Here is a 26,359-nt window from a genome sequence, read left to right as displayed (position 1 = left end):
CGCGCGGAAACAGGCGCGCATCCGGGTGGATGCGCCGTGTGCTTAAATCTGGAAGTCGATAACCGGTTCGTCGTCATTGCTGTAGGAGAGCGCCTGACGCTTGATCTCTTCCAGCGACAGGTTGGCGTTGCAGAGTTCCAGGAACTGCCAGACGTAGTTGCGTTGCAGCTGGCCGCGCTTGAGGCCGAGCCATACGGTGCTGGCATCGAACAGATGGGTGGCATCGAGGCGTACCAGCTCTTCACTCTCTTCAGTTTCACACGCCTGATCGGCCAGTATCCCCACGCCTAAACCGAGTTTGACGTAGGTTTTCACCACATCGGAGTCCTGAGCACTGAGCACGATATCTGGTTTTAAACCGGCCGTCTGAAACGCACGGTCAACCCGCGAACGTCCGGTTATACCCTGCCGGTAGGTGATCAGCGGATAGCGGCTGAGCGTGCTCAGTGAAACCGGCTGGTTCTGCACCAGTTCATGCCCTTTCGGCACCAGTAAGGCGTGATGCCAGCTGAACCAGGGGAACGCCGCCAGGCTGCTGTTGTTGACCAGTAATTCACTGGCGATGCCAATGTCCGCCTCACCCGCCAGCAGCATGGTGACAATTTCCTGCGGCGAACCCTGATTGAGTTCAAGCCGGACGTTAGGATAGAGCTGACGAAACGCTTTGATGACTTTCGGCAGGCTGTAACGCGCCTGAGTATGGGTAGTGGCTATGGTCAGGATGCCGCTGGTTTCATTGGTAAAGACATCGGCCAGACGTCGTACTTTGCCCGCTTCATCCAGGATACGCTCAGCGATGGTCAGCAGCGCTTTGCCCGGCTCGGTCATCCCCAGCAGGCGCTTGCCGCGACGGATAAAGATCTCAACCCCGAGTTCATCTTCCAGGTCACGAATATGCCGACTTACTCCCGACTGGGAGGTAAACAACGTATTAGCGACTTCCGTTAAGTTAAACTCACAGCGGGCCGCCTCGCGGATGATTTTAAGCTGCTGGAAATTCACGGTATTTACCTCCCTTTACATAATCTGATTATCTGATGGTAAGAACTATTATTGATAACCGGAAATACTAAAAAATTCGCATTTATGACATTAGGGAATAACGGGGTGGGTTTTGGGGGGGCGGGCTGGCGCTGAGGAGGTTTTGTTCGGTGCGCGAACCGGCTATGAGAGGTTTTGTTCGCTGCGCGAACCGGCTATGAGAGGTTTTGTTCGCTGCGCGAACCGGCTATGAGAGGTTTTGTTCGCTGCGCGAACCGGCTATGAGAGGTTTTCGTTCGCCTGGTAAGCCGGGCAGTTTCAGATTCGCCTCTGCAGGCGACCGACAAGGGGCGCCAGTCGCCGCGCCCCTTGACCCCGGGCTCCGGCCTGCTTCACCGCCGCTTCGCGGTCCCTTCGCCTCTTCAGGATTTCTCACGGAACGGCGGGACGCGCCATCCCTGGCGCGAACCCGCCTCTTCGCGACATCCCTGTCGCTCGTCCTGAAATCCCTCATCCGCTCAGCGGTTCTGACGGCTTCCCCACCCCTCGCTGTTATCTTTTCTTTTTATGTTGGGTTGGCTGTCGCTGTGAGTCTCCAGGATTGTCTTTGCTATCAGGTCGGCAGACAGAGTGGCATTCGTACCCCTCCCTCTGTTAGCTCTGCTTTTTATGTTGAGTGCTTTATCGCTATGGTTTTTGGGATTGCCTCTGACTTTCGGCTCAGCAGATAGAATAGCCTTCGACCCCACCCACTGTTATCTCATTTTTAGGTCACTGAGATTGTTGCGGTGAACTTCAGGAATTGAGACTGGCTTTCAGGCCACCAGACAACTCAGCACCACAGAAAACATAAAGAAATAAAAGGCGGGGGTTTACCAGAGGCGTCCGGAGCGCTGAGGAACAACCGCAGGCAAGGATGAGCCGACAGGACGTCGGCGAAAGGACGGTACGAGCCAGGGATGGCGAGTCCGGACGGTCCGTCGGCCGCAGGGCGTGACGAAGGCACCCCGCACAGCGGGGCGCGCAGGCAGCCGGACGCCGGGATTGTTAAGGGGCGGGCGTCCGCCCCTTGACGCGTCCGCCTGCTCGGGCAACCTGAAACTCCTCATCGCCTGGCGGGCGAAACCCTCTCAGCGCTAACGCGCGGCTAAGTGACCTGAAACTCCCATACGCCTGGCGGGCGTAACCCGCTCAGTGCTAACGCGCGGCTAAGTGACCTGAAACTCCCATACGCCTGGCGGGCGTAACCCGCTCAGTGTAGCCCGCTGCAAAGCGAAACCCGCTGCAAAGCGAAACCGGCTGGTTGCCAGCCCGCTACAAGCGCCCTCTTAACTCACTAACATCAACTCCCGCTCCTCACTCAGCGGCTTATTCAGCAGCGACAGCAGAATGTTCTTCACTGCCTGCGCTGAAGGTGACAGCGGCAACCGGGCGGAGACGTTCAGTGACAGCGGCAGACTCAATGACGGGCTGTTGATGCGTGACATCCAGGCATCGGTGGATCCCACCAGCGAACGGGCGGCGGACTCAGGTAATACGGTCACGCCCATGCCGCTGGAAATGGCTGCGGTCAGGGTTGAAATCGATTCGATCTCACCGATGATCCGAGCACTCAGACGACGCAGCGAAAAGGCCTCATCGACCCGCTTGCGTACTGCGCTGTAATCACGCGGTAAGAACAGACTCATCTGCGCCACATCGGCCAGATCGACGCTGGCTCCCGGGTAATCGGTGGCGCCTACCAGAAACAGATCCTCTTTCATCAGCGGCATGCTGGTGATCCCGGCAGTGGGCGCGCGATCGTACAGCACCGCCATATCCAGCTGACCGTTCATCACTTTCTCATTCAGCACGCTGCCGCTATTTTCGTGCAGGTAAACCAGCACTTCCGGAAATTGATCGCGAACGGTCTGTAACAGCGGCATGGTCAGCGATGAAGCCGCCGTGCCTGGGGCCAGCCCAATCGATACCTGTCCACTCAGCACCTGACCGGCGTTAATTACCGCAGTCTGGGCCTGCTCACACTGGCGCAGAATGGTGCGCGCATGACCATAGAGAATCTTACCCGCCTCAGTTGGCGTAACGCCGCGCTTGGTACGAATCAGCAACTGCTGATCCAGTTCATTCTCCAGCGTCGCGACCTGCTGACTGAGTGCAGGCTGGGCGATGTGCAACACTTCTGCTGCCTGCGTCAGACTGCCGATATCGACGATTTTCACAAAGTACTTCAGTCGTCTTAAATTCATCTTGCCTCCGTCACTCACCCCGAATAGCGAAATGGGTCTGATCCCATCGCCCTGATAAAAGAGATTTTGCAAGATGCAGGCCAGGTTTAAAAAATTCAGGCCATCAAGCAGCCAGATTTTTCCTAACGGCCCGGAAAATAAGCGTTTCTGATTACCTCTTATGGGTTAATAAGGATCAGGAATGGCTGAGAAGAGAGAGTAAAGCCGTCAGGCGCACTGTGACAGTGCAGACGCTGCGAGTCAGACGTGCAGAAAAGTGATGACAGGCTGTACAGTTTGAGTGCAGTGGAAACGCATTGCACCTGATGAAGGCTTGCAGCGCCTGAACAGAGGCGTGAAAAACAGGGAGTAAATGTAACCGCTATCAGCAGGATTTCTTATCGCTGGTGATTGCCGGATGATAAAAAGCAGCCGTTGCCCTCTCCCGCATCCGGAAGAAGGCAACGCCTGCTGATTAACGTTTTTTGCGGTTACGGTGCATGTCGATAGAGACCGCAGCCACAATAATCATCCCTTTGATGATGTCCTGAATGTACGCATCGACACCAACGAAGGTGAATCCGCTTTTAATCAGGCCAAGGATCACTGCGCCAATCAATGTACCGGTGATACGGCCCACGCCACCCATCAGGCTGCTGCCACCGATAACGGCTGCGGCAATGGCATCCAGCTCGTACGACATCCCCATGCTCGACTGACCGCTGCTGACGCGCGCCGCCAGTACTACACCCGCCAGGCCAGAGAGCGCGCCTGCAATGGTGTAGACGATAATCAGATACTTATTAACGTTGATACCGGAGACTTTCGCCGAGGTCATGTTGCCGCCGATGGCGTAAACATATTTACCATAGCGGGTATGCTTCAGGGCGATATGGAACAGCAGCGCCACCACCAGGAAAATCACTACCGGCATGGCACCCTGTCCGATTGAGGTAAAGCCATCGGAAAGGAAGCTGATCGGATTGCCCTGGGTGTAATACTGCGCCAGACCACGTGCCGACACCATCATGCCCAGCGTGGCAATAAAGGGCGGAATACCGGTGCGGGTAATCAGCACACCATTGACCACGCCCGCCAGCAAACCGACGCCGATACCGGCCGCGATAGGGATCACCGCAGGCATATTCACCAGCGACGGATACATTGGCGACAGGCTGTCAGAGGTCTGCGCCAGGCTCGCGGCCACCACCGCCGCCAGGGCAATAATGGATCCGGAGGAGAGATCGATACCGGTGGTGATGATGACCTGGGTCACGCCGACGGCGATAATCCCGATAATCGCCACCTGCAATACAATCAGGATCAGACGGTTGGTGTTGAGCAAGAAAGACTGGTCACGCACGTACCAGCCGAACATTTCAAAAATTAACGCAATCCCTACCATCACCACGAAAATGCCGGTATCTTTCGGCAATTTATGACGCAGGCTGGCAAAAAAAGAGGGTTGCTGCGGGGCTGCCGGGGTGGCAGTAGCTTTCATATTGCTCATAGTGGTCTCGCGCCTCACTCGGATGCCAACGACAGAATGGTTTCCTGATCGGCTTCTTCTTTATCGAGGATGCCGGTTATACGCCCGCCGTGCATGACCATTACCCGGTCGCTCATGCCAAGAATTTCCGGCAGTTCAGAGGAGACCATGATGATAGCCACGCCACGGTTGGCAAGTTCACTGATTAAGCGGTAAATCTCCGCTTTCGCGCCGACGTCAATGCCGCGCGTCGGTTCGTCCAGAATCAGAATCTTCGGTTGCGCCAGCAGCCAGCGGGCAATCAGGACTTTCTGCTGATTACCGCCGCTGAGGTTATTGATGATTTGATCCATGGTTGGCGTTTTAATGTTGAGACGACGGATTTGATCCATGCAGTCCTGCGCCATCTTCACATGGCTGACAAACCCGCTTTTGCCGCTGTACTCCGGCATGTTAACGATGCTCATGTTCTCCATCACCGATAGCACCAGAAACAGGCCGGACTTTTTACGGTCTTCGGTGAGGAACGCCATGCCCTTTTCAATCGCGGTTGAGGGTGAGTCGATCGTCACCGGCACGCCATCAATTAAGATCTCGCCGCTGTCGAAGCTCTCCATGCCGAACAGGCTCTCCATCACCTCGCTGCGACCCGCACCCACCAGTCCGGCGACGCCGAGGATCTCCCCCCGGCGCACACTGAAACTGACGTCGGTGAAACGATCTTTGCAGGTGAGATTGCGCACCGTCAGCACCTCTTCACCAATTGCGCTGTTGAATTTCGGGAACAGCTGGGTCAGTTCGCGTCCCACCATCTGGGTAATCAGCGACTGGCGGGTATATTTCGACGTCTGATCGCTGGCGATCCAACTGCCGTCACGGAAGATACTGACTTCGTCGGTGATGGTGAAAATTTCATCCATCTTATGGCTGATGTAGATGATCGCTTTGCCCTGCTCCCGCAGGTCACGAATGATGGTAAACAGATGCGCCACTTCGGTTTCTGTCAGCGCGGAGGTGGGCTCATCCATGATCACGATGTCTGAATCCCACGAAACTGCTTTGGCAATCTCAACCATCTGCTGTGACGCGATGCTCAGCTCACCCACCATCCGATCGGCTTTCAGGCGGATATTGAGGCGGTTGAGCAGTTCCTGCGTCATCTGATTAAGTCGGGCGTGATCGACAAAGCCAAATCTCATCGGCTCGCGACCCAGCCAGATATTCTCGGCGACGGTCATGTAAGGCACCAGGTTGAGTTCCTGGTGGATCATTGAAATGCCGGAACGCAACGCGTCCATGGTGTCCTGAAACTGCACCGGCTCCCCTTTAATTTTGATGGTGCCCTGATCGGGACGATACATCCCGATCAGACACTTCATTAAAGTGGATTTGCCCGCGCCATTTTCGCCCATCAAGGCATGTACCGTTCCCGGACGCACCCGCAACGAGACGTTGTCGAGAGCTTTAACGCCGGGGAAGAACTTGCTGATGCCTTCGGCTTCAAGCGCAAACGCGTTCATACATCACCTCCGTACAGCTGGGTCGGGAACGACTATTTCAGGTTACGCTTGGTAAACTGTTCCATGTTTTCTTTGGTAATCAGCTGGTAGGGGATATTGATGACTTTCTGAACTTTCTCGCCATTCACCAGTTTGATTGCCGTCTGCACAGCACCTTCACCCTGGCCCTGCGCATCCTGGAATACGGTCGCAACCATCTTGCCCTGCTTCAGCATTTGCAGCGCATCGGGTGTGCCATCGACGCCAGCGATCAGGATTTTGTCCGGGTTTTTACCCAGTGCCTGCAGCGCACCGATCGCCATTTCATCGTTGTTAGAAGCGATGGCATTGATCTCATCACCGGCGGTCATCCAGTTACTGACTACGTCTACCGCATCGTTACGGGTAAATTTGGCGGTCTGTTTCTGAACAATTTTGATGCCAGGGAATTTAGCCGCAACCTCTTCCACACCTTTGGTACGGTCACGGGTCGCTTCATTCGCCAGGTCACCCATCAGGATGGCAACGTTGCCTTTGCCGTTCATCGCTTTAGCCAGCGCTTCCATCTGTAAGCGTCCGGCCAGTTCCGAATCTGACCCGACATAGGCCATTTTGCCGGTCAGCTCAGCCTGTGGACGGCGGTTGACAAAGATCAGCGGGATACCCGCTTTGCTCGCCTGGTCCATAATCGGTTTCACCGCATTGGTATCGACCGGGTTGACGATCAGCGCATCAACACCCTGACCGATAAAGTTCTGAACCTGCTGCAGCTGCTGTGAAACGTCGCCTTTTGCATCCTCAACCTGCCCTTTAACGCCATCTTTCTGCATCTCTTTCTGCATAGAGGTACGCAGAATGGTGAGGAAGTTGTCATCAAACAGCGCCATGGAGACGCCAACTGAGATATCTTTTGCCATAACCGCGGCAGGTAACATGCAGGCTAACAGTGAGGCGACAATCGTTTTTTTAATGTTCATAGGGACCCTTCTTATTTGTTAACTTGCTCAGCGGCTGTGACCGCGAATGAAAAATATCTTTTACATTCACCCAGCCTGTCTGGCGTCTGTTTCGGGAAATTTGAGGTAAGACTTCAGGTTCTGACTATTTTTGTGATCGACCACTCCTTTTCACAATCACTTGATCTGCAAACAGTTAACTTCAAAATAGCGTTTCACTTTCAGACGATAATGACGACCGTGATGATAAGCAGTTTATTTATTCCATATAATCACGTTTTGAAATTTTTATCATAAAAGCACTGAAACGGTTGTTTTAACATCGGCAAACAACAAAACTTTGACATGCCTCTAACATCTGCGGAGAAATGCCCGCAAAGTGAGATCCTGTTGGCAGTTTGAAAATCCAGCAGAATCGGGTAAAAATCGCCAATCCGCTGCTTTTACGAGCATCTGAACGCAATTCAGTAAACAGGGCTTTGACAAGCGGGATCTGCGCCGCTAATATTCGCCCCGTTCAAGCGATTCCTCTGTAGTTCAGTCGGTAGAACGGCGGACTGTTAATCCGTATGTCACTGGTTCGAGTCCAGTCAGAGGAGCCAGAATTAGAAAAGCCCGCTCAGGGAAACCTGAGCGGGCTTTTTGCTTTTATGTTTTCGGTCACTACGGCATGATATCCCCGTCTGAATGGCTTACACCTCAAACCCGTAGTGCGAGCCGTCCGGCAGTTCCACCACCAGCCGCAGCTTACCCCCTGCCGCATCGATATAGCGCTTGAGCGTGGAGAGCTTCAGGTCGCGGCCCGGCTTCTCCATGCCCGCCACGGTAGGCTGTGTAATACCCAGCGCCTTTGCCATTTCGACCTGTGTTTTCTGCACTTTCTCGCGCAGCTCGGCAAGGTGAATGTTGAGCAGGATATCCGTCGCCATCGCCTGTGCGTCGGCAACGACTTCCGGTTTTTCATCCGCAATAAGCTGTTCAAGCGTTCTGCCCATCTGGTTACTCCTCATCTTTAAAACTATTCAGCCATTGTGTGAATTCCCGATCGGCAACCGGAAGCATCTCCTGATAAAAACGCTTTTCATTGCCCACCTTATTTCCGGCACAAAGCACAATCGCCGTTCGGTTTGGGTCAAAAGCAAAGAAAGCCCTTATCGGATCGCCGCGACTCTGAATACGCAGCTCTTTCATGTTGATATAAACAGAGCCTTTTAGCGTATCCGCGTATGGCCTGGACAACCCCGGCCCCTTTTCGCGCAACACCATTAATGCTGCCAGTACGCAGGCGCGATCGCTCTCATTAAGCAAGGTAAACCAGCGATCAAACCTCTCCGTCGTTTTAATCATCCACACGGGATCTCCTTATTAATATAGGTCAAATACTATATAGGTGTAAAGCGATAATCGAGTGTGATGCAGGGGGATTTCAGATGCCTGTGCTTTTAGTGCAAAGTGAGAGAAGCGTTCAGCCGGGTCAGTGATGAATCCACACAACCTTCATCGTTTTGCGAGCTGTACCGGATTGGTTATGGGGTGAGATGATGTGAGGCGTTGTTATCAATAAGAAAGCCCGCTCAGGCTTCCCTGAGCGGGCTTTCACTTTGTTCGCATCGCTTCCCTGCCAATGCAGAGTGACGCTTTTAGCGCGTGATTACGGCAGCGCGATACGGGCAATCTCGTCAGTGCCTTTGGTGGAGGAATCTTTGTTGAATTCCGCCTTAAGCGTGACATAGAGCGTGTTGTTGTCCGGGCCAATCAGCAGGCTGTTTGGGTTCTTGTCAAACGACCAGCTGTTTTTCACCGCGTAGGTGGTGGCATCCAGTTGCAGCACTTTCTTCGATTCGCGCTGGCTGATGTAAAGCTCATTGCGTTTAGCGTTGAACTTGATGCCCATCGCATCACCTTCGATACGCTTAATCACTTTGCCGGTGCGCTCATCAAAGATCAGCGTGGCTTTGCCTTTGGAGTCGTCAGTAACAAACAGGCGACCGGTAGCAGGATCTTCCGCCATGTTCAGGAACAGATACTCTTTGCCATCGCCTGCGGTCCAGCGCTTCTCGATTTTATGGCTGCGTGGATTGATCACCAGAATTTCACCCGAGCCGTTAGCCGCATAAATGCGCTCAGTCAGCGGGGAATAGATGATACCGGTGACCCATTTCCCGGCGTTTTTAATCTCGGTTTTCAGCTTAAAGGTTCGGGTATCTACGACGGAGATATAGCCCGGTTCGGCTACGCGACCGACATAAAGCTCGTTGCCGTGCCACAGGACTTCACGCGCACCCGCCGGATAGCCCTCTTTACTGATCTTGCCCGGGAACACCAGACGCTGCAGCACTTTGCCACTCTGGGCATCCACTTTGGAGATCGCGCCATCCAGTGAGTTGGTGGTGTAGAACACCTGACCGTTTTCATCGATAGCGGTACCGAAGTTTTTCATGTCGGTATGCGTTTCGCCTTTGGTCGTCAGCGTGGCCGGATCGAGACGATAGATCATGCCGCCGTTCACATCCTTAAACGCCTGCGCGCCGGCGACAAACAACGCTTTTGACGCAGGGGAGTAAGCCATTTCGTACAGACCATCACCCAGAGCGCGTTGTGTCACTGCGGTATTAACCGGTTTTGGGGCTTCAGCGGCAGGCGCATCGGCTTTTTTAGCTGGTGCCTGACACGCTGTCAGGCTAAAGGCAGCGGCAACTGCCATGGCAACAGCGGCTTTGCGCGGGCTTAACGATTTCATGCTGAACTCCGTCAGGAAATAAAGAATGAGAATCATACGCATTAACAGCCAGTAATCAAATGACGACGCTACTATCCAGACCTGTCCGGTCATTTTACCCGCGTTAAACCGCTTAACTGCCCCGTGAAATTCCACCTGAATGCCCTTTTTCTGCTTTCAAATCTGATAAACACCAGCAACTAAAAGGCTTTAAATTTTCCTATCACATTGAATTATAAACAATTAACATAAAGTTACACTTTCGATTGAATCCTTTGAAGAATATATAAAGCAAATGATTATCATTGGCGTTCTCATAACTGGCTGAGCGTCTTTCTCCAGAAGATGAGTGGATAAAAAATAACAACCAAAGACACAACGGTTTAACTCAATACCAATTTTTAATGGAAAATTTTATGGCTCGTAGTGGCAGGGAATCAGGTTTCAGAAACAGCTTTAGCGTCTCATTACTGACACTGGCGATACACGCCCTCTTCCACCCCGCCCTGGCGGCGGAGGAGACATCGCAGGATATGGTGGTCAGCGCCACGCCTGACGAAACCAGTGACAGCGGTAAGCAGAATTACGCGGTGCAGACCACCCGCGCGGGCACCAAATTAATGCTGACACCGCGAGATGTGCCTCAGTCACTCAGCGTGGTGACGCAGCAGCGAATGCAGGATCAGGATCTGCAATCGGTTAATGATGTGCTGACCAACGCCACCGGTATCTCCACCAATCTTATCGACAGTGAACGCTCCGAGTACTATTCACGCGGCTTCAAAGTCAGCAACTTCACTTTCGATGGCATTCCGACCTCGGTTAACGATACATGGAATTACGGCGACGCGGCGTCCGACACGGCAATCTATGACCGTATTGAAATCGTGCGCGGTGCGACCGGCCTGATGACCGGAGCGGGCAGCCCTTCGGCCTCGATCAATATGGTGCGTAAACATGCTGACAGCAAAACCGCGACCGGCACGCTGAGTGCCAGCTATGGCAGCTGGAACAAGCAGCGCTACGTGGCGGATCTCTCTGCCCCGCTTAACAGCGATGGCAGCCTGCGCGGCCGCGTGGTGACCGGTTATACCGATCAGGAGAGCTGGCTGGATCGCTATCAAAAAACCAAAAAATTCATCTACGGCGTGATTGATGCGGACCTTACCGACAAGACGACGCTGTCACTGGGCTACGACTATGAAGATGACAACACCGGCAATCCAACCTGGGGTGGCCTGCCGATGTTTTACAGTAACAACGCCACGACACATTACGACCGCAGCCTGAATTCATCAGCTAACTGGGCGCGTTACAACACTAATTCGCGCAAAGTCTTTGCGGATATCGACCATAACTTCGATAACGGCTGGAATATTCATATCAACGGCACGCATGCTGAGAATACCTTCAGCGATAAGCTGCTCTATGTGATGGGCAATCCCGATCAGGAGAGCGGTGAAGGCACTACCGGTTATGGCAGTATGGATCGCGGCAAGCGTAAAATGGATTCAATCGATGGCTTTGCCAGCGGCCCGTTTGAACTACTGGGTCGTCAGCACCTGTTGATGGCCGGGGCAAGCTACAGCCGCCAGCATAATGCCGCTTACAGTCAGGATGGATTCAGCGATGCGGAGGCGGGTGAAATCACTGCCGCCGATATGGGAATTTTCAATAATAGCTGGACCGGTAACGTAGCGGAGCCGGAGTGGCAGGGCTGGTATCTCAACGATGATGACACTGTTCGTCAGAAATCGGTCTATAGCGCTGCACGGCTGTCGCTGGCCGATCCGCTGTCGCTGATTATTGGCGCTCGCTATACCCAGTGGAGCACCCATGGCAGTAGCGGAGAGATGACTAAAAATAACACCACGCCTTATGCAGGGCTGGTGTATGACATTAATGACACCTGGTCCGCCTATGGCAGCTACACCGCCATTTTCCTGCCGCAGACTTATCGCGATACTCACGGCAGTTACCTCTCACCGGTGACAGGTAAAAGTTACGAGACCGGTCTGAAATCCGCCTGGAACGATGGCCTGCTGACCGCCAGCGTAGCGATTTTCCGCATCGAGCAGGATAACGTCGGACAGGCGATTGATGGCGTTTATCTGAGCGGCAATGAGCAGGCCTATGACGCCGCCAAAGGTGCAGTGAGTAAGGGTGCAGAGTTCGAGCTGAATGGCGCGCTGACCGATAATCTGCAGCTGACCTTTGGCGCAACCCGCTATGTGGCACGCGATAAAAGTGGCCGGTTCAACAGCTATCAGCCGCAAACCTCATTCAAGCTTTTCACCCGTTATCAGCTGGACGCAATCCCCGAGCTCACCGTTGGTGGCGGAATTAACTGGCAGAACCGGGTGTTTAAAGATGTGACCAATGCCAGCGGCGATAGCGTTCGGGTTTATCAGGGCAGCTACCCGCTGGCCTCGTTGTTTGCCCGCTATCAGGTGAATAAGCAGGTTGCCGTACAGGCCAACGTCGATAATCTCTTTGACCGTGAATATTACAGCTATATGAACAGCTACGTTTACGGTGAGCCACGTAACGTGAATGTCAGCGTGTCTTATCAGTTCTGATAATGGTGAGCTGAGAGGCCAGACAGCCCGCGATTGCGGGCTGTCTGGTGGGCTGATTTAACGGGCATGATGCGTGTCAGGGCTGTCCTTCCATATTCCAGCGCGCTGATCCCATCACATCGAAAACATGCTGGTCGGTGAAAGCCGGAAATCTGGCGCGTTTTGCCGCCACTTTGAGCGCGTTGCAATAATCTTTATCGCCCCCTTTGATAATAAAATTATCCAGGGTGCCATCAATTTTGAAATCCAGATGGGCATTACAGCGTTTCCCCTTCCAGGCGTGCGGCTCTGATAGTGCAGCATCCAGCGCTTTTTTTATGCCAGATGCCTGCTGACCATAGATATCGTTGTCCCCGACTTTTCCTGAACGGTTATAGCTGCAGGTTTCGAGTGCGCTTTTTTTAATGCATTCGTGTGGAGTGAGAGGCGCACAACCGGCTAACAGGGCACAGCAGAAAATGGGAATGATCTTTTTCATGGATAAGTCCTTTTAGGTGAAAAGGGAACGGCGTCCTGCTCCCTGGTTATTCTGATATCAGGCTAAGCTAAACCCCTGCAAAGTGAATCAACACAGGGTTATTTTCCCGTTTTTTTTCGCCAGAAGAGAGAGAAAGCAATCGCTGTTAATACGCCAATCAGGGGCATCGTGGCCGCGCCCGCCAGAAAGTTGTGCTGGTCGATGCGTTTGTCCCTGCGGATATCCGCGAAGCGTGCGAGTGCCTGTTTTTCATCTGAGGCACGAACTTCCTCGAACTGTTTTTTATAACCCTGCTCTGTCAGATCGAAAGCTCGTGTTACGTCCGATCTTTCAAGTGCAACAGTGTATTTGCCTTTGGTATAGAACCTGTATTCTGACATTCAGCGATCTCACATCCCGGAGGATAGATTTGCACTATATCGGTTATGAATGGGTTTGCAGAACGCTTTTGGAAAATAGTGCGGCACAATACAGGCTCCAGCCTCCCTGCTGAGTTAACCGCATCTCCTTTTCCAGCAAACTGCATGCAGTATTGCGGTAATATTTCCCGTGATGACCGTGGCTGTTAACTCTCTTCGGTTATCACTTCAAGCCCCAGATTCTCCCGCAGCGTAGCAAACTCATACTCATCGCGAAACAGTCCGCGACGACGCAGTTCCGGGATCACCAGCTCCACAAACAGATCCAGTTGTTCAGGCATAATGGCTGGCATAATGTTAAAGCCGTCCGCCCCGCCCTGCTCCAGCCACTGCTGGAAGTCGTCGGCGATATCTTCAGTGGTACCGACAATCACGCGGTGTCCGCGTGAACCGGCGGCGACGGCGGCCAGCTCACGCAGCGTCAGATTCTCGCGCTTTGCCATATCGGTCATCAGCTTAACGCGGCTCTGATTACCTTCGCCCAGCGGAACCTCCGGTACCGGGCCATCCAGTGGATATTGGCTGAGATCCATACTGAACCGCAGTGAGAGCTGACGAAGCCCGTTCTCAATATCCACCAGCGTATTCAGCTTTTTCCACAGCGCCTTCGCCTCCTCACGCGTGCGGCCAATAATCGGCATGACACCGGGCATGATCACGACATGATCCGGGTTACGCCCGGCGGCAATGACCTGCTCCTTTTGAGTGCGATAGAACGCTTGCGCTTCCTCCAGACTGGCGGAGGCGGTAAAGATCACTTCCGCTGTCTCAGCCGCCAGCTTCTGGCCATCAGCAGAAGAACCTGCTTCGATAATCACCGGACGTCCCTGTGGCGAACGCGTGATGTTCAGGGGGCCTTGTACCTGAAAATGCTCGCCCTGATGGTTGATCGGTTTGATCTTCTCATCAACAAAATAGTCCCCGGTCGCTTTGTCGGGCTGTACTGCCCCCGCTTCCCAGCCCCGCCACAATTTGTCTGCCACCTCAAGGAACTCCCGCGCACGGGCATAGCGGGAAGCGTGGTCGGGCATATCGCTGCGGCTGAAGTTACGTGCAACGTCAGTGGAAAACGAGGTCACGACGTTCCACGCGGCCCGGCCACGGCTGATGTGATCCAGTGACGAGAAACTGCGCGCCAGCGTAAAGGGATCGCTGAAGGTGGTAGAGGCGGTTGCGGCCAGGCCAATACGTCTGGTGTGGACCGCCAGCGCCGCCAGCATCGTCAGCGGTTCAAGGCGTGCCATGGTCGACGGCAGACGATACATGCTGGTTGCCAGTGCATCACCCACAAAGAACAGGTCGAACTTACCCGCTTCGGCTTTTTTAGCCAGCGTGATCAGCCAGTCGATGTCAGTGGGATCGCCCAGCTGTTCCGTCAGACGCCAGCCGCTCACGTGCTGACCCACCGGTTGAACAAACAGGCCGAGCCGCAGGCGACGTGATGGAGTGAAATGATTCATGAACGATTCCTGGTCTGTAAGGTGAAAAGGCGCGCCACAGCGCGCGCTTAAAAAAGGGTGTCCGTCGCCAGCAGCGCCTGTTCCAGCGCGCGGGCGGAAACGCTAAACGGCAGCCGTTCTGCGCAGGCCTGGGGGAATTTAATCTGCTGCGCGATGTTGCGCAGCGCGCTATGGCGATCGCCGCGTAACACCGGCAGCTTCAGCGGCATATCGTAGTGTCGCAGCAGCGCAAGGAGTTCCGCATCCGCGACGCCGTCATGTTCCATCAGCGACTGCACCAGCAGGCTGAAGCCGACTTTCTCACCGTGCAGCCAGTGATGCAGCTCCGGCAGGTGCGTCAGTCGATTGTGAATGGCGTGCGCAAAGCCCGGCGTCGGCAGCAGGTCGCGCACACTGTTCGCCAGTCCGGCGAGCACGATAGTGGCATCAATGACTCTGACCAGTTCAGGCGTGACCCGCTGCTGCTGGCAGGCCAGGATCGCGGCGTCTCCCTGCTGCCGGAAAGTGTCCAGCGCCTGCCGCGCGGTCATCACCTTAAGATCCAAAGCCAGATCATCAGGGTTGTGCTGCTGGTAAGGCCGGAATTCATAATATTTGGCCAGCGCATCCACAATACCCGCTTTCAGGTAGCGCACGTCGCTCCGGGCGATTACTTCACTGTCCACCAGCACCAGCTCCGGCATTTTCCCCAGCGGCTGGCTGCGCAGATGGCCGCCTTGCTCGTTATAGATGATGGCAATCGGTGACCAGGCCGCGCAGGTTGCCGCCTGGGTCGCAAAGTTAACCAGCGTGACCGTCGGCAACTGGCTGGCAGCGGCTTTAGCCGCATCCAGCACGCGTCCGCCCCCAATCGCCAGCAGCAGTTCTGCGCCCTGCTGTGCGATATGATGTTTTAAGCTGGCGATGGCCTGTTCGGTACATTCGCCCTCTAAATAGTCGAGCTGCCAGCGGATGCCATTTTCTTCAAGACTCTGGCTTAATTCCGGATTAACCGCCTGCCACGCCTGAGGAGAGGTAAAAATACGAATATGGGTGGCATAGGGTTTAATAAACTGACCGGCGCGGATGCGCAGGCCCGCCTCATGCGCATAGGCTCGCGGAGATGTAATGGCTAACACAGCAGCATCCTGATTATATAAAATAGAAAAAGACTTTTATTACAATGAGTTAATAGTGTCTCATGGAATTTAATTTCTTTTCTGAATACTACGACAAATAACAATTTAAGCAATCAAAAACCGGCCATTTCATATTCACAAATCCGCATTAGGTTAGTTATTTTTCACACATAGCGACCCGGCTTTTACTGTTAATCTCTCATTCTGGCTGAATGAATTAACTGCCTGCCTGGCAGTTTTCCGGGAAATATTATGCAACTCGATTTTCGTCAGGTCAGAGAAGATGAGGTAGATGTTTATCTGGCACTGATGCATGCCGCCTATGCACCCGTTAAAGCACTGGGCATTAAATTTGATGCCGCCACGGCTGACCGCGCTACAGCATTACGCCATCTGCAGAATCATGGTGTGTATGCGCTCTACATGCGTAACCAGATGGTTTCATCAGTGACCGTTCGCTATCCCTGGGGGCTGCTGCCCGGCCCGTTTGGGCTGCCGCATATCGGCTGGTTTGGCGCGCATCCCGACTATCCCGGCCACCATTTTGGTCGCCAGGTTCAGGATCGGTTAGAGCAGGAAATCCTGATCGATCAGTTGCATGCCCCTGCGGTCTCGCTGGGCACCGCCACCCATCACCCCTGGCTGAAAGAGATGTATCTGAAACGTGGCTTCCAGCCGATGCATACCCGCGATCTCGGTAAAGGTCACATCACCCTCTATATGAAAAAAGTACTGGACCCGGCGGCACATGATGCCTGGCTGAGCCGCCAGACAGCAGCAGAAGGAAACCCGCTATGAGCAGCGATAATCCCGCATCACTGGGCGAACAGCCGATCGCGTTTCGCCACGAACTACACCGTTTTCCGGAGCGACCGCAATGAACCTGAGCGTAATGCTGGCTGAACATATCCTTTATGGTCAGCCGGATGAGTCAGCGCACCAGCACGCGCGTGAAGGTGTGCGGGACTTCCTGGCGGTGAGCTGGCCGGTGTTACAGGGCGAGGTGCCGGATAGCGGCTTACCGGCACTGCGCACAATCTACCGCGACGGCAGCGTGCGCTCGCAGGCGCTGCTGCTGGGCTATGCCGGACATGCGCTGGACTACGATGATTTTCATGCCGATTTTCGCGGTCACCCCAGCGTAGTGATCCTGCCCGCCCTGCTCGCCTGGCAGCAATATCAGCCAAAGCGCCTGAACCGTTTTCTGGATGCTTACGTCACGGGTGTGGAAATGGCAGGTCGCCTGGGACTGGCTGTCAGCCAGCAACATTACGCGCTGGGCTATCACAACACGGCAACGCTGGGCACCCTGGCAGCGGCGGCGGCACTGGCGCGTTTGCTGGCGCTGGAAAGTGATGCAACCGCGACCCTGCTGGGGATCGCTGCCACCCAGGCCAGCGGGCTACGCGCGCAGTTTGGTTCGGCGGTGAAACCACTGCACGCTGGTTTTGCCGCCGAACGTGCGGTGTCAGCGGCTCTGCTGACACTGGCCGGAATAGATGGCCGTCAGGCGGGTGTGATTGAGGCTTTTCTGGCAGCCAGCAGTTCGGGTCAGGCGCAGCCGGAGAAATTGCTGGAAAACTGGGGCCGCCCCTGGCGGATTAGCGCGCCCGGACTGGAGTTCAAACCTTTCCCAACCTGCGCAGGCACCCACAGCGCAGCGGAAGCGGCACAAATGCTGCGCCAGCAGTGGCTGGCAGCCGGCAAACCTCTTGATGCGCTGCTGAGCCAGATTGTCGATATCACCGTCGCCTTCCCGCCAGGCGGTGACATCGCCGCTTCCATATCCGTTCCGACGCACGGCATTGAAGCGCGTTTCAGCCTGGAATATGTGATTGCTGCGATGCTGATCTACGGCGATCTGCGTTTGCAGGATTTCGCCGAAGGCGATCTTAATCATCAGATTATGCCGCTGGCCGCCCGCGTCCGTCGTACTCCCGATAACAGCGCGCCGCCCGATGCGATCAATCCCGCCCTGCGCTTCCATGACGTCACGCTGACACTGAGTGATAGCACAAAGCTGCATCAGCGCCGCACGCGCCAGCAGTCACTGGCAGAGAGTGTGGGTGTAAACAGGAAACTGCAGCTGGTGCTGCAGGCGTCGTCGCCCGATCTGCTGGCAGCCAGTGAGCTGCGTTCAACGGCAGATTTGCAGGCGCTGGGCCGCGCAGTGCTGAGCGCCCTGTAACCGACTCATAACGGGGGAATAAAGGCCTGCACCGGCGTGACTTCCCCGGCAAATTTACGCACCTGCACCACCGTAATCTGCCCGCTACATCCCTGTGCCAGAGATGACGTCCCGATATCCAGCGTCAGCACATTGGGATTACCGTGACGACAAAGCGGACGGGCGGCAGTGGCGTCGACCGGATCGTACCAGGCACCGGTTGGCAGCTGTACCACGCCAGGCATAACCGTGTCGGTGAGACGTGCGCTGGCGAGCACATGGCCCCGATCGTTATAAAGCTCAATGATGTCGCCATCCGCGATAGCCCGGGCTGCCGCATCCTCGCTGTTGAGGCTACAGACTTCACGCCCTCCACGTTTGCCACTCTGACTGAAATCACCAAAATCGAGCTGACTGTGCAGGCGCGTCGCGGGCTGATTAGCAATCAGCCAGAATGGGTAGTCGGCGCTGGGTTTTTGCTGCGGTTCACGCCATACCGGATGGCCGGGACAGTTGTCATAACCAAAGCTGGCGATAGTGGCGGAGAAGATCTCAATTTTGCCGCCTGCTGTGGGCAGCGGTGCAGCATCAGGGTCTGCGCGAAACGCATTGATCATCCGTCCATCATCCTTCACCTGCGGCAACGCCAGGATGCCCTGCTGCCAGAACTGATTGAAATCCGGTGTCTGCACCTGATGCGCCGCCAGTTTTTCCTGTAGCTGATGGTAAAGATGCTGCAACCAGCCTCGCGCATCGCGCCCTTCGCTAAACGCTTCTTCCCGGCCAAGTTGCCGGGCCAGCTCACGGAAAATCGTGTAATCGTCCCTGGCTTCGGCGTAAGGCTGTGCCACTGGCTGCATGGCGATTAAATGGCGATCGGTCGGCGCACCGCCGATATCCTCACGCTCCAGGGTCATGGTGGCGGGCAGAACGATATCAGCATGACGCGCACTGGCGGTCCAGACGCTCTCATGCACGATGAACGTATCCAGCTGGCAAAATGCCTGACGCAGTCGGGCCAGATCCTGATGGTGGTGAAACGGATTGCCACCCGCCCAGTAAGCCAGCCGGATATGAGGATAAGTAAGCTGACGGCCATTGTAGTCAAACCTGGTGCCAGGATTGAGCAGCATATCGGCAATACGGGCCACCGGAATAAAGCGGTCGATACCATTTTTACCCTGCGGCAGGGACGGAAAACTGACCAGATTGTGATGTTTGCCATAATGGCCCAGCGCACCCAGTGCATAGGTATAGCCGCCGCCGGGCAGCCCGGGCTGTCCGAGTGCCGCCGCCAGCACCAGGCCAAGCCAGACCGGTTGTTCGCCATGCTCGGCGCGTTGTAAGGCATGGGCGACCGTAACCAGTACGCGCTTGCCGTGCAGCTGTCGGGCGAACTGCCTGATCAGGTCGCTGCTGACGCCACAGATCGCGGCCGCCCAGGGCGCGTCACGCACCACGCCATCCTCTTCACCCCGGATGTAGGCCACCATCTGAGGCCAGCCGACACAGTAGCGCGCCAGAAATGCCTCATCGGTTAACCCGTCGGTGATTAATACCGCCAGCAGGCCGAGTATAAACGCCGCATCCGTTCCGGGTCGCAGCGCCAGCCACTCACCCTGTGCTTCCTCTGGCAAATCGCTTTTCAGTGGGCTTACCGAGATAAAACGGGTGCCGCGCTGTGCCGCACGCTGCATAAAACCGCGCTCGGTATGCTCACTCAGGCCGCCGCTGGCCACCTGGGCATTTTTCAGCGCCAGCCCGCCAAACGCCAGCACCACCTCGCTGTGACCGGCAATCTCTTCCCAGCTCACGCCACGCCGGGCGACTTCATTCATGTCGCCCACAATATGCGGCAGCAAAACCGATGCCGCGCCGGAGCTGTAGCTGTTAACTGAGCGAACATAGCCGCCCAGCGTGGTGTTCAGGAAACGGTGCACCTGACTTTGGGCGTGATGGAAACGGCCTGCGCTTGACCATCCGTAAGATCCGCCAAAAATCCCCGCCGGGCCGTAAGCCTCACCGACCCGCTTAAGCTCCAGTGCAACCCGATGACTGGCTTCCTCCCAGCTAACCGCGACATATTCATCTGCCCCACGACGCCGATCCGGGCCAGGCCCGTTTTCCAGCCAGCCACGCCGTATCATCGGCCGTGCGACGCGTGCCGGGTGATTAAGTGAATGACGGAAGTTTTGCAACAGCGGACTGGGGTCGGGATCGCCCCCGAACGGCTCAATAAGCAGTTGATCGCCGCTGCGCTCAGCGTGAAAAGCGCCCCAGTGGGCGCTGTGCATTACCGGTTTTTGCGTCATCCTGCTTCCTGGTTATCACAAAAGAAACGGTGCTCAGAGCACCGTTGCGATAAAGTTTCTGACGCGTCCGTTGTCCGGATCGTCGAGTACCTGCTGCGTCGGGCCAGCCGCCACAATTTTGCCGCTCTCCATAAAGACGATGTTATCGGCGACCTCGCGGGCAAATCCGATTTCATGGGTGACAACCACCATGGTGATACCGGAATGCGCCAGCTGTTTAATGACCTGCAGCACTTCACCCACCAGTTCCGGGTCAAGCGCCGAGGTCGGTTCATCAAACAACATAACGCCAGGATCCATCGCCAGTGCGCGGGCAATCGCAACGCGCTGCTGCTGACCACCGGAAAGGTTTTGCGGCCACTCATCTTCGCGACCAGACAGCCCCACCTGTTTCAGCAGCGCCAGTGCTTTGCTGGTCGCCTGATGGCGGCTCTGCTTTTTCACCCGCATCGGCGCATCCGTGATGTTCTGCAACACGGTACGGTGCGGGAACAGGTTGAATTGCTGAAACACCATGCCGATTTCCGCCCGCTGGCGTGCAATGGCACTGCTGTTGAGTTCGTGCAGCGCCTGGCCTTTTTGTCGGTATCCCACCATCTGGCCGCCGATACGGATGGTGCCACCATCCAGCTTCTCAAGGTGATTAATGCAGCGCAGCAGCGTGGATTTACCGGAGCCGGATGGCCCCAGAATCACCGTGACCGACCCGGCAGGTATATCCAGGTTAACGTCGTCGAGGATGGTTACGCCAGAGAAGCGCTTAGTGACCTTGCGCAGTGCAATTGCTTCAGCCATTGCTCACACTCCTTTGGGTTTTCGGCAGCGAAAAGCGCGGCAACGACGGCCAGAGGCTGCGCTTTTCACGTCGCGTGACACCGCGGCCAAAATAACGCTCCACGTAATACTGGCCCACCGACAGCACTGAGGTCATCAGCAGATACCACAGAGTGGCGACCAGCAGCAGCGGGATCACTTCATAGGTGCGCTGATAGATAATCTGCGCCGAAAACAGCACATCCTGCAGAGAAATCACTGACACCACTGCCGTGGTTTTCAACTGGCCAATGATCTCGTTACCCGCTGGCGGCATAATGGCGCGCATCGCCTGCGGTAAAACGGTATGACGGAAAATCTGAGCCGGGCGATATCCAAGCGCGCGTGCCGCTTCAATCTGCCCATTACCCACGCTCTGGATACCCGCGCGCACAATTTCTGCGGCATAGGCGGACTGATGCATGACCAGCGCGATCACTGCCGCACTAAACGGGCTGACCAGCGCGTTGGACTGTGCACTCCAGATCTCACCTAAACCGGGAATCGACAGCGCTATTCTGGGATAGAGCGCCGCGATGTTGTACCAGAGAAACAGCTGCACCAGCATCGGCACGCCACGGAAAAACCAGGTGTAGGCCCAGCTCACCGCAACCAGAACCGGATTTGATGAGAGACGCATCAGCGCCAGCACCGTGCCGAAGGCAAAGCCCAGCACCACTGAAATGGCGGTGAGCTGCAGCGTCATTAACACCCCCTGCAGAATGGAGGGCGCAGTGAAGTTTTCTGCGATGATCCCCCACTCAAAGCGCGGATTGTTAATCATCGAATGTGCCATCGCCACCACGCACAACAGCACCACCAGCGCACTCAGCCAGCGTCCGTAGTAGCGTTTACTGACGATTTTCAGATCGTCAGTGTGGTTCTGAATCTCACTCATTTAAAAATCTCTTCGTTGCGTCGGGCTTCGGTCACAGCACCAAATCCGATTCCCCAGTTATCGAGGATTTTCCGGTAGCTGCCATCTTTGATTAATGAGTTCAGCGCGGCCTGCACGGCAGGTTCAAGTGGAGAGGCTTTTGGGAAAGCGACAGAGACCGGTGCATCGTTAACGGTGATTTCGCCGCTCATGGTCAGCGGTTTGATTACCTTAACCTGCCACAGCAGCCCCTCATAGGGACCCAGGAACAGCGGTACGCGACCGCTGACCACCGCCTGCACGCCAGCCGGACGATCCGGGAATATCGCTACCTTGATGGGCTGTTTACCTGCGGCCTCACAGTCTTTACTGGCTTCTTCCAGCCGCGTAACCTGGGTGGTACCGGAACCGGCGCCGACCTCTTTGCCGCAAACGTCACTGAGTGATTTAAACGGGGCGATACTGGCGTCTTTTCGGGAAATAATTCCCAGCAGGCTGGCGTTGTAGTAGCCGACAAAGTCGATCTGTTTCAGGCGGGTCGGTGTGGCGTTGATGTTCGACAGCGCCACATCGTAACGTCCGGTTTTCAGACCGGGAATGATGTTGTCGAAGCCGCCCGTGTCGCGCCACTCTACCGCGATACCCAGACGTTCACCCACCGCATTCATGATGTCGATTTCGCGACCGGCCAGGGTCTTATTATCTTCTTTATAAAAGGTAGTTGGCGGCGTATTCGGGTTTGTTCCTGCTACAATGTAGCCACGCTTGAAGATATCCGCAGGAATCAGCGTTTTCAGCGCCGGATCGGCTTTAACATGTATGCTGCTGTCAGCAGGCACTGAGGGTTCTGCCGCAAAGCTGACAGATGCGTTGAGCACGAGTGTGAAAAGGGTCATTCTTTTTATCAATTTCACCGGAACCTTTCTCCTGATATTTAAAATGTTCCCCCAGAGGGAAAAGCGATCGTGACCTGTTGTCAGCGCTGAAAGAAAGCCAGATAAGCGGCGGGCTCCAGAGCTTTTATCATCCTCGTAACGTTCTGTTGTCATTCTCAGTGAAGACCGGCGACGATCACAAATGCTAAAACCGGGAATATTTTGCTGGAATATGGCAATGGCGCGCCTTGCCAGCCTGTTGAACAGGCGCTGGCATCCTGTGACCGAAGAGATGAGCAGTTTGGTAAGGATTGGCGAGGCGAGAAAACGTCATACTGCGGTTAATTAATTGGCACAGCCAGGCTCTGATGATTAATAAAAATATAATTTCATTGATAAGTATTTATTGAAAAATCATCCCTCTGCGCCTGACCGATTCTTTTATCCGGGACTTATTTGATCAAAATCAATAACTATTTATTCAGGTAATGTAAAGACTGCAGCAGGCACGGGAATCATAATTTTAATCAAAATTATCAATACATTACACGAAGTAAATCAAAGATTAGCAGGCAGATAGTTTCCCTTGAGAATAATGAAAGCCTCATTAATCAGATCATTGAGTAAGCATAAATAATATTAAAGATTAGTCTGGCGCTGACGATAAGAAGATTATCTTTGAATTATTTAACAGCCTCTTCTCTGCTTCTGATATCTCACTAAAGGTGAACCTTATGGGCCTTGCTCAACGCATCTCCGATATTAAAATTGGGAAAAAACTGGGCGTCGGTTTTATCGTCGTCATTGCTGCCTCCCTCGCCATTACTTTTATCGCTTTCGATTGTTTTCGCAGTATTAAAGACAACTCCGCCCGGCGCACGATTACCGTGGAGATGGTAAACACGTTAAGCAAGGCACGCCTTAACCGCACCCTCTACCAGTACACCAAAGATCCCAAATTTGCCACGCAGAACGTTCAGGCCCTGAAGGAGTTAGATGCCCTTTATAAACGGCTGGATGGATTCAAATGGGATGAGATGGGCCAGCAGAAAGTCGCGCTGATGGGGCAGTTACTTAACGATTATCAGAATCAGCGCCAGACATTCGTGACGGCTGCGCAGGCGACAAGCAGCGCCTTTGATGCCATTAAACCGGGTGCCCTGATTGCGCTTGCGCATCAGTTTGAATCACTCGATATGGCTCTGACACCCGACGCGGCGCTGCCGGTCATGCACCTGGCCGCAGCGCTGTTTGATGCGGCCAATGTTGAAAAAGCGTTTCTCGATAAGCCGTCTGAGGCCAGCAGAGAGGCGATTCTTGAAGAATACACCGCTATCAACACCCTGAGCGAGCAACTGGATATTTTCGCCCAGCCGAATATTAATGACGTAACGCGAAATGTGCTCAGCACTCTGACGCAGCAACGCCAGGCTTTAACGCGCTATGTCGATGCGACAGAGAAAGAAAAGAGCGAATCGGCGGGCCTGACCACCACCGCAGAGCGGCTCAATGCGGTGGTCTCCGATACCTTTGCCTATCAGTCCCAGCTATCCTCTGAATTTATCAAACAGGCGGAGTGGCGCATTGCTTTTGCCGCGCTGATTTGTGTGGTGCTGAGTCTGCTGATTGCCTGGCGGATCACCCGCAACATTACGCTGCCATTGAAAGAGACGCTGAACGCAGCGCAACGTATTGCCAGCGGTGATTTAACAACCTCACTGAAAACCACACGTGGTGATGAGTTAGGTCAGCTGATGCAGGCGGTAGATGCAATGAACATCAGCCTGCAGAACATCATCTGCAACGTGCGTGATGGCGTCAGCAGCGTGGCGCGTGCCTCGGCGGAAATCGCGGCAGGTAATACCGATCTTTCATCCCGCACAGAACAGCAGTCTGCCGCAGTGGTTCAGACCGCGGCCAGCATGGAAGAGCTCTCTTCAACGGTGAAACAGAATGCGGAGAACGCTCACCATGCGAGTCAGCTGGCGACAGACGCGTCAGTGAATGCCGGACGTGGTGGCGAGATTATCCGTGACGTTATCGAAACCATGAACAACATCAGCCAGAGTTCGGGCAAAATCGGCGAGATCATTCACGTCATCAACAGCATCTCCTTCCAGACCAATATCCTGGCCCTTAACGCCGCCGTCGAAGCGGCACGAGCCGGAGAGCAGGGTCGCGGATTTGCGGTAGTTGCCGGTGAAGTCAGAAATCTGGCCCAGCGCAGTTCACTGGCCGCCAAAGAGATTGAAACGCTGATACGCGAGTCACTTGATCGGGTTCATGATGGTTCTGAGTTTGTGGAACGCGCCGGTACCACCATGGATGACATCGTCCGCTCTGTCAGTCAGGTTAAAGATATTATGGGTGAGATTGCTGCCGCCTCTGACGAGCAAAACCGCGGCATTTCTCAGATCGCCACGGCAATGGCCGAGATGGATACCACGACGCAACAGAACGCCGCGCTGGTCGAAGAGTCTTCCGCCGCAGCCAGCTCACTGGAATCTCAGGCAGATGAACTGGAAAAAACAGTGGCCGTATTCCGTCTCTCTCCCGGACAGAGCAGTAGCAGCCGGGGCGCACCTGCCCTGTCACCGCGTTTAGTACCCGCTGCGCCCGTTAATGCATCCGCAGACTCAAGCTGGGAAAGCTTTTAACGGCTAGCGAAGCGTTAATTCTGTCTGACTGTAAATAGAGCCAGCCTTAATTGATTGAGGCTGGCTGAAATAACAGCCCTCTTCAGACAAATAAGTGGTCTGATTAATCAGAAGATAATAAGCCGCAGCGGTTAACGCGGGAATGACAGGGTCAGGCGGGCATCCGTAAATTGAGGGAAGATAATATTATCGGCCACGACAGCTGAAACAAGCTGGCCCGAACCTGATGATTCCGGTTTATATCCCGGCTGGCTTTGAAATGAGGGTAGATAACAATCGCGATCGGTCTGTACAGAAAGCGATGGAGAGAGAGTTGTCGTCCCTGACAGCTTCTCCGGCCGGTATACGCTTTCGCGCAACCGATGAGGTCGTCCGCTTCGTCGTTTTCCGGCCGGAGCCGGACTACGTCCATTGGCATCAGTTCCGTTACTGCTAGTTCAGCTCTTCGTTCAGGCTTGCAAGCGTCCGCAGGTACGGCACCTGCTGTTGAGCAATCGCCGGTGACTCAAAACTACTCAGCCAGCTTCTGGCTTCGGCGATTTTCGTCAGCCGATCCGCGTTGCTTTCAGATTTCGCCATATAACCCAGTTGGGTAAAGAGTGTTGCGATACTGATTTCTTTTTCACCCAGGGCAAGGCTTAGTGCCGCTTCGCCAATAATGACGTGGCCTTTCTCGTCGTTTTGAAATAACACAGAAAATCCTCCATTAGATACGAATTGATGACAACCTCACCA

General features: G+C 54.7%; 21 protein-coding genes and 1 tRNA gene. 5 read left to right on the top strand and 17 right to left on the bottom strand.

The window, feature by feature from the left end:
• Positions 1–42: 42 nt before the first annotated feature.
• From cbl to ACX8ZY_RS07815, 5 genes are all read right to left on the bottom strand, one after another.
• Positions 43–1,002 (bottom strand): HTH-type transcriptional regulator Cbl, encoded by a 960-nt coding sequence (cbl, locus tag ACX8ZY_RS07835; protein WP_010247887.1) that lies wholly within the window; start codon positions 1,000–1,002, stop codon positions 43–45.
• Positions 1,003–2,309: 1,307 nt separating this feature from the next.
• Positions 2,310–3,227, bottom strand: a complete 918-nt coding sequence (gene nac, locus ACX8ZY_RS07830; protein ID WP_010247899.1) for a nitrogen assimilation transcriptional regulator NAC — start codon at positions 3,225–3,227, stop codon at positions 2,310–2,312.
• A 454-nt stretch (positions 3,228–3,681) separates the two neighbouring features.
• The gene (locus tag ACX8ZY_RS07825) at positions 3,682–4,707 is read right to left on the bottom strand and encodes an ABC transporter permease (RefSeq protein WP_174819610.1); all 1,026 of its coding nucleotides are present in this window, start codon (positions 4,705–4,707) and stop codon (positions 3,682–3,684) included.
• Positions 4,708–4,730: 23 nt separating this feature from the next.
• Complete coding sequence (locus tag ACX8ZY_RS07820; RefSeq protein WP_010247905.1) at positions 4,731–6,215, bottom strand: sugar ABC transporter ATP-binding protein; 1,485 nt, start codon at positions 6,213–6,215, stop codon at positions 4,731–4,733.
• A 32-nt stretch (positions 6,216–6,247) separates the two neighbouring features.
• Positions 6,248–7,171 (bottom strand): sugar ABC transporter substrate-binding protein, encoded by a 924-nt coding sequence (locus ACX8ZY_RS07815; RefSeq protein WP_010247907.1) that lies wholly within the window; start codon positions 7,169–7,171, stop codon positions 6,248–6,250.
• Between the two features lie 505 nt (positions 7,172–7,676).
• Here ACX8ZY_RS07815 and ACX8ZY_RS07810 point away from each other — a divergent pair.
• Positions 7,677–7,752, top strand: a tRNA-Asn gene (locus tag ACX8ZY_RS07810).
• A gap of 90 nt (positions 7,753–7,842) precedes the next feature.
• Here the strand turns inward: ACX8ZY_RS07810 and ACX8ZY_RS07805 are convergent.
• The 3 genes from ACX8ZY_RS07805 to ACX8ZY_RS07795 form a co-directional block, all read right to left on the bottom strand.
• On the bottom strand, positions 7,843–8,145 hold the full coding sequence (locus tag ACX8ZY_RS07805) for a helix-turn-helix domain-containing protein (protein ID WP_010247918.1): 303 nt from the start codon (positions 8,143–8,145) through the stop codon (positions 7,843–7,845).
• A 4-nt stretch (positions 8,146–8,149) separates the two neighbouring features.
• Entirely contained in the window at positions 8,150–8,503 is a 354-nt protein-coding gene (locus ACX8ZY_RS07800; RefSeq protein ID WP_158131587.1) for a type II toxin-antitoxin system RelE/ParE family toxin, read from the bottom strand.
• Positions 8,504–8,801: 298 nt separating this feature from the next.
• Positions 8,802–9,890: a YncE family protein gene (locus tag ACX8ZY_RS07795; protein WP_459260936.1), complete on the bottom strand. Its 1,089-nt coding sequence runs from the start codon at positions 9,888–9,890 to the stop codon at positions 8,802–8,804.
• 395 nt (positions 9,891–10,285) lie between these two features.
• Between ACX8ZY_RS07795 and fhuE the strand changes: the two genes are divergently transcribed.
• Positions 10,286–12,448: a ferric-rhodotorulic acid/ferric-coprogen receptor FhuE gene (gene fhuE / locus ACX8ZY_RS07790; protein WP_158131586.1), complete on the top strand. Its 2,163-nt coding sequence runs from the start codon at positions 10,286–10,288 to the stop codon at positions 12,446–12,448.
• Between the two features lie 76 nt (positions 12,449–12,524).
• Here fhuE and ACX8ZY_RS07785 read toward each other — a convergent pair whose 3' ends face one another.
• The 4 genes from ACX8ZY_RS07785 to ACX8ZY_RS07770 form a co-directional block, all read right to left on the bottom strand.
• A complete protein-coding gene (locus ACX8ZY_RS07785; RefSeq protein WP_010247930.1) occupies positions 12,525–12,926 on the bottom strand; it encodes a cell envelope integrity TolA C-terminal domain-containing protein in 402 nt (133 codons plus the stop codon).
• Between the two features lie 98 nt (positions 12,927–13,024).
• Positions 13,025–13,306, bottom strand: coding sequence for a hypothetical protein (locus ACX8ZY_RS07780; RefSeq protein ID WP_010247933.1), 282 nt, complete (start codon positions 13,304–13,306; stop codon positions 13,025–13,027).
• A 185-nt stretch (positions 13,307–13,491) separates the two neighbouring features.
• On the bottom strand, positions 13,492–14,805 hold the full coding sequence (locus ACX8ZY_RS07775) for an LLM class flavin-dependent oxidoreductase (RefSeq protein WP_158131585.1): 1,314 nt from the start codon (positions 14,803–14,805) through the stop codon (positions 13,492–13,494).
• Positions 14,806–14,852: 47 nt separating this feature from the next.
• Positions 14,853–15,923: an iron-containing alcohol dehydrogenase family protein gene (locus tag ACX8ZY_RS07770; RefSeq protein ID WP_089414028.1), complete on the bottom strand. Its 1,071-nt coding sequence runs from the start codon at positions 15,921–15,923 to the stop codon at positions 14,853–14,855.
• Positions 15,924–16,175: 252 nt separating this feature from the next.
• Here ACX8ZY_RS07770 and ACX8ZY_RS07765 point away from each other — a divergent pair, with 252 nt between their 5' ends.
• Together ACX8ZY_RS07765 and ACX8ZY_RS07760 are read left to right on the top strand one after the other, a co-directional pair.
• A complete protein-coding gene (locus ACX8ZY_RS07765; RefSeq protein ID WP_158131584.1) occupies positions 16,176–16,721 on the top strand; it encodes a GNAT family N-acetyltransferase in 546 nt (181 codons plus the stop codon).
• A 79-nt stretch (positions 16,722–16,800) separates the two neighbouring features.
• On the top strand, positions 16,801–18,111 hold the full coding sequence (locus tag ACX8ZY_RS07760) for an MmgE/PrpD family protein (RefSeq protein WP_050680116.1): 1,311 nt from the start codon (positions 16,801–16,803) through the stop codon (positions 18,109–18,111).
• A 5-nt stretch (positions 18,112–18,116) separates the two neighbouring features.
• Here ACX8ZY_RS07760 and ACX8ZY_RS07755 read toward each other — a convergent pair whose 3' ends face one another.
• From ACX8ZY_RS07755 to ACX8ZY_RS07740, 4 genes are read right to left on the bottom strand one after another with little or no spacing between them, the layout of a single operon-like run.
• A complete protein-coding gene (locus ACX8ZY_RS07755) occupies positions 18,117–20,402 on the bottom strand; it encodes a molybdopterin-dependent oxidoreductase (RefSeq protein WP_158131583.1) in 2,286 nt (761 codons plus the stop codon).
• A 33-nt stretch (positions 20,403–20,435) separates the two neighbouring features.
• On the bottom strand, positions 20,436–21,197 hold the full coding sequence (locus ACX8ZY_RS07750) for an amino acid ABC transporter ATP-binding protein (RefSeq protein ID WP_022624977.1): 762 nt from the start codon (positions 21,195–21,197) through the stop codon (positions 20,436–20,438).
• A complete protein-coding gene (locus ACX8ZY_RS07745; protein ID WP_010247951.1) occupies positions 21,190–22,113 on the bottom strand; it encodes an amino acid ABC transporter permease in 924 nt (307 codons plus the stop codon). The genes ACX8ZY_RS07750 and ACX8ZY_RS07745 overlap by 8 nt, the downstream gene beginning before the upstream one ends.
• Positions 22,110–22,988, bottom strand: a complete 879-nt coding sequence (locus ACX8ZY_RS07740) for an ABC transporter substrate-binding protein (protein ID WP_425020968.1) — start codon at positions 22,986–22,988, stop codon at positions 22,110–22,112. The genes ACX8ZY_RS07745 and ACX8ZY_RS07740 overlap by 4 nt, the downstream gene beginning before the upstream one ends.
• Before the next feature lie 713 nt (positions 22,989–23,701).
• Between ACX8ZY_RS07740 and ACX8ZY_RS07735 the strand changes: the two genes are divergently transcribed.
• Positions 23,702–25,624: a methyl-accepting chemotaxis protein gene (locus ACX8ZY_RS07735; protein WP_425020969.1), complete on the top strand. Its 1,923-nt coding sequence runs from the start codon at positions 23,702–23,704 to the stop codon at positions 25,622–25,624.
• A gap of 432 nt (positions 25,625–26,056) precedes the next feature.
• Here ACX8ZY_RS07735 and ACX8ZY_RS07730 read toward each other — a convergent pair whose 3' ends face one another.
• Positions 26,057–26,317, bottom strand: coding sequence for a hypothetical protein (locus tag ACX8ZY_RS07730; RefSeq protein WP_179256787.1), 261 nt, complete (start codon positions 26,315–26,317; stop codon positions 26,057–26,059).
• Positions 26,318–26,359: the final 42 nt, after the last annotated feature.

This window comes from Pantoea sp. XAF26B01_ASV70 (genome assembly GCF_054512635.1).
The sequence above is the reverse complement of the archived record's forward strand: the minus strand, read 5'-3'. Positions and strand labels throughout refer to the sequence as shown.

What these genes read in the sequence shown, in the direction of transcription:
- ACX8ZY_RS07745 (WP_010247951.1), bottom strand. Translation starts at nt 22,113, where the DNA reads ATGAGTGAGATTCAGAACCACACTGACGATCTGAAAATCGTCAGTAAA.
- ACX8ZY_RS07815 (WP_010247907.1), bottom strand. Translation starts at nt 7,171, where the DNA reads ATGAACATTAAAAAAACGATTGTCGCCTCACTGTTAGCCTGCATGTTA.
- nac (WP_010247899.1), bottom strand. Translation starts at nt 3,227, where the DNA reads ATGAATTTAAGACGACTGAAGTACTTTGTGAAAATCGTCGATATCGGC.
- ACX8ZY_RS07740 (WP_425020968.1), bottom strand. Translation starts at nt 22,988, where the DNA reads ATGACCCTTTTCACACTCGTGCTCAACGCATCTGTCAGCTTTGCGGCA.
- ACX8ZY_RS07825 (WP_174819610.1), bottom strand. Translation starts at nt 4,707, where the DNA reads ATGAAAGCTACTGCCACCCCGGCAGCCCCGCAGCAACCCTCTTTTTTT.
- ACX8ZY_RS07795 (WP_459260936.1), bottom strand. Translation starts at nt 9,890, where the DNA reads ATGAAATCGTTAAGCCCGCGCAAAGCCGCTGTTGCCATGGCAGTTGCC.
- ACX8ZY_RS07775 (WP_158131585.1), bottom strand. Translation starts at nt 14,805, where the DNA reads ATGAATCATTTCACTCCATCACGTCGCCTGCGGCTCGGCCTGTTTGTT.
- ACX8ZY_RS07755 (WP_158131583.1), bottom strand. Translation starts at nt 20,402, where the DNA reads ATGACGCAAAAACCGGTAATGCACAGCGCCCACTGGGGCGCTTTTCAC.
- ACX8ZY_RS07750 (WP_022624977.1), bottom strand. Translation starts at nt 21,197, where the DNA reads ATGGCTGAAGCAATTGCACTGCGCAAGGTCACTAAGCGCTTCTCTGGC.
- ACX8ZY_RS07805 (WP_010247918.1), bottom strand. Translation starts at nt 8,145, where the DNA reads ATGGGCAGAACGCTTGAACAGCTTATTGCGGATGAAAAACCGGAAGTC.
- ACX8ZY_RS07760 (WP_050680116.1), top strand. Translation starts at nt 16,801, where the DNA reads ATGAACCTGAGCGTAATGCTGGCTGAACATATCCTTTATGGTCAGCCG.
- ACX8ZY_RS07765 (WP_158131584.1), top strand. Translation starts at nt 16,176, where the DNA reads ATGCAACTCGATTTTCGTCAGGTCAGAGAAGATGAGGTAGATGTTTAT.
- ACX8ZY_RS07780 (WP_010247933.1), bottom strand. Translation starts at nt 13,306, where the DNA reads ATGTCAGAATACAGGTTCTATACCAAAGGCAAATACACTGTTGCACTT.
- fhuE (WP_158131586.1), top strand. Translation starts at nt 10,286, where the DNA reads ATGGCTCGTAGTGGCAGGGAATCAGGTTTCAGAAACAGCTTTAGCGTC.
- ACX8ZY_RS07820 (WP_010247905.1), bottom strand. Translation starts at nt 6,215, where the DNA reads ATGAACGCGTTTGCGCTTGAAGCCGAAGGCATCAGCAAGTTCTTCCCC.
- ACX8ZY_RS07785 (WP_010247930.1), bottom strand. Translation starts at nt 12,926, where the DNA reads ATGAAAAAGATCATTCCCATTTTCTGCTGTGCCCTGTTAGCCGGTTGT.
- ACX8ZY_RS07735 (WP_425020969.1), top strand. Translation starts at nt 23,702, where the DNA reads ATGGGCCTTGCTCAACGCATCTCCGATATTAAAATTGGGAAAAAACTG.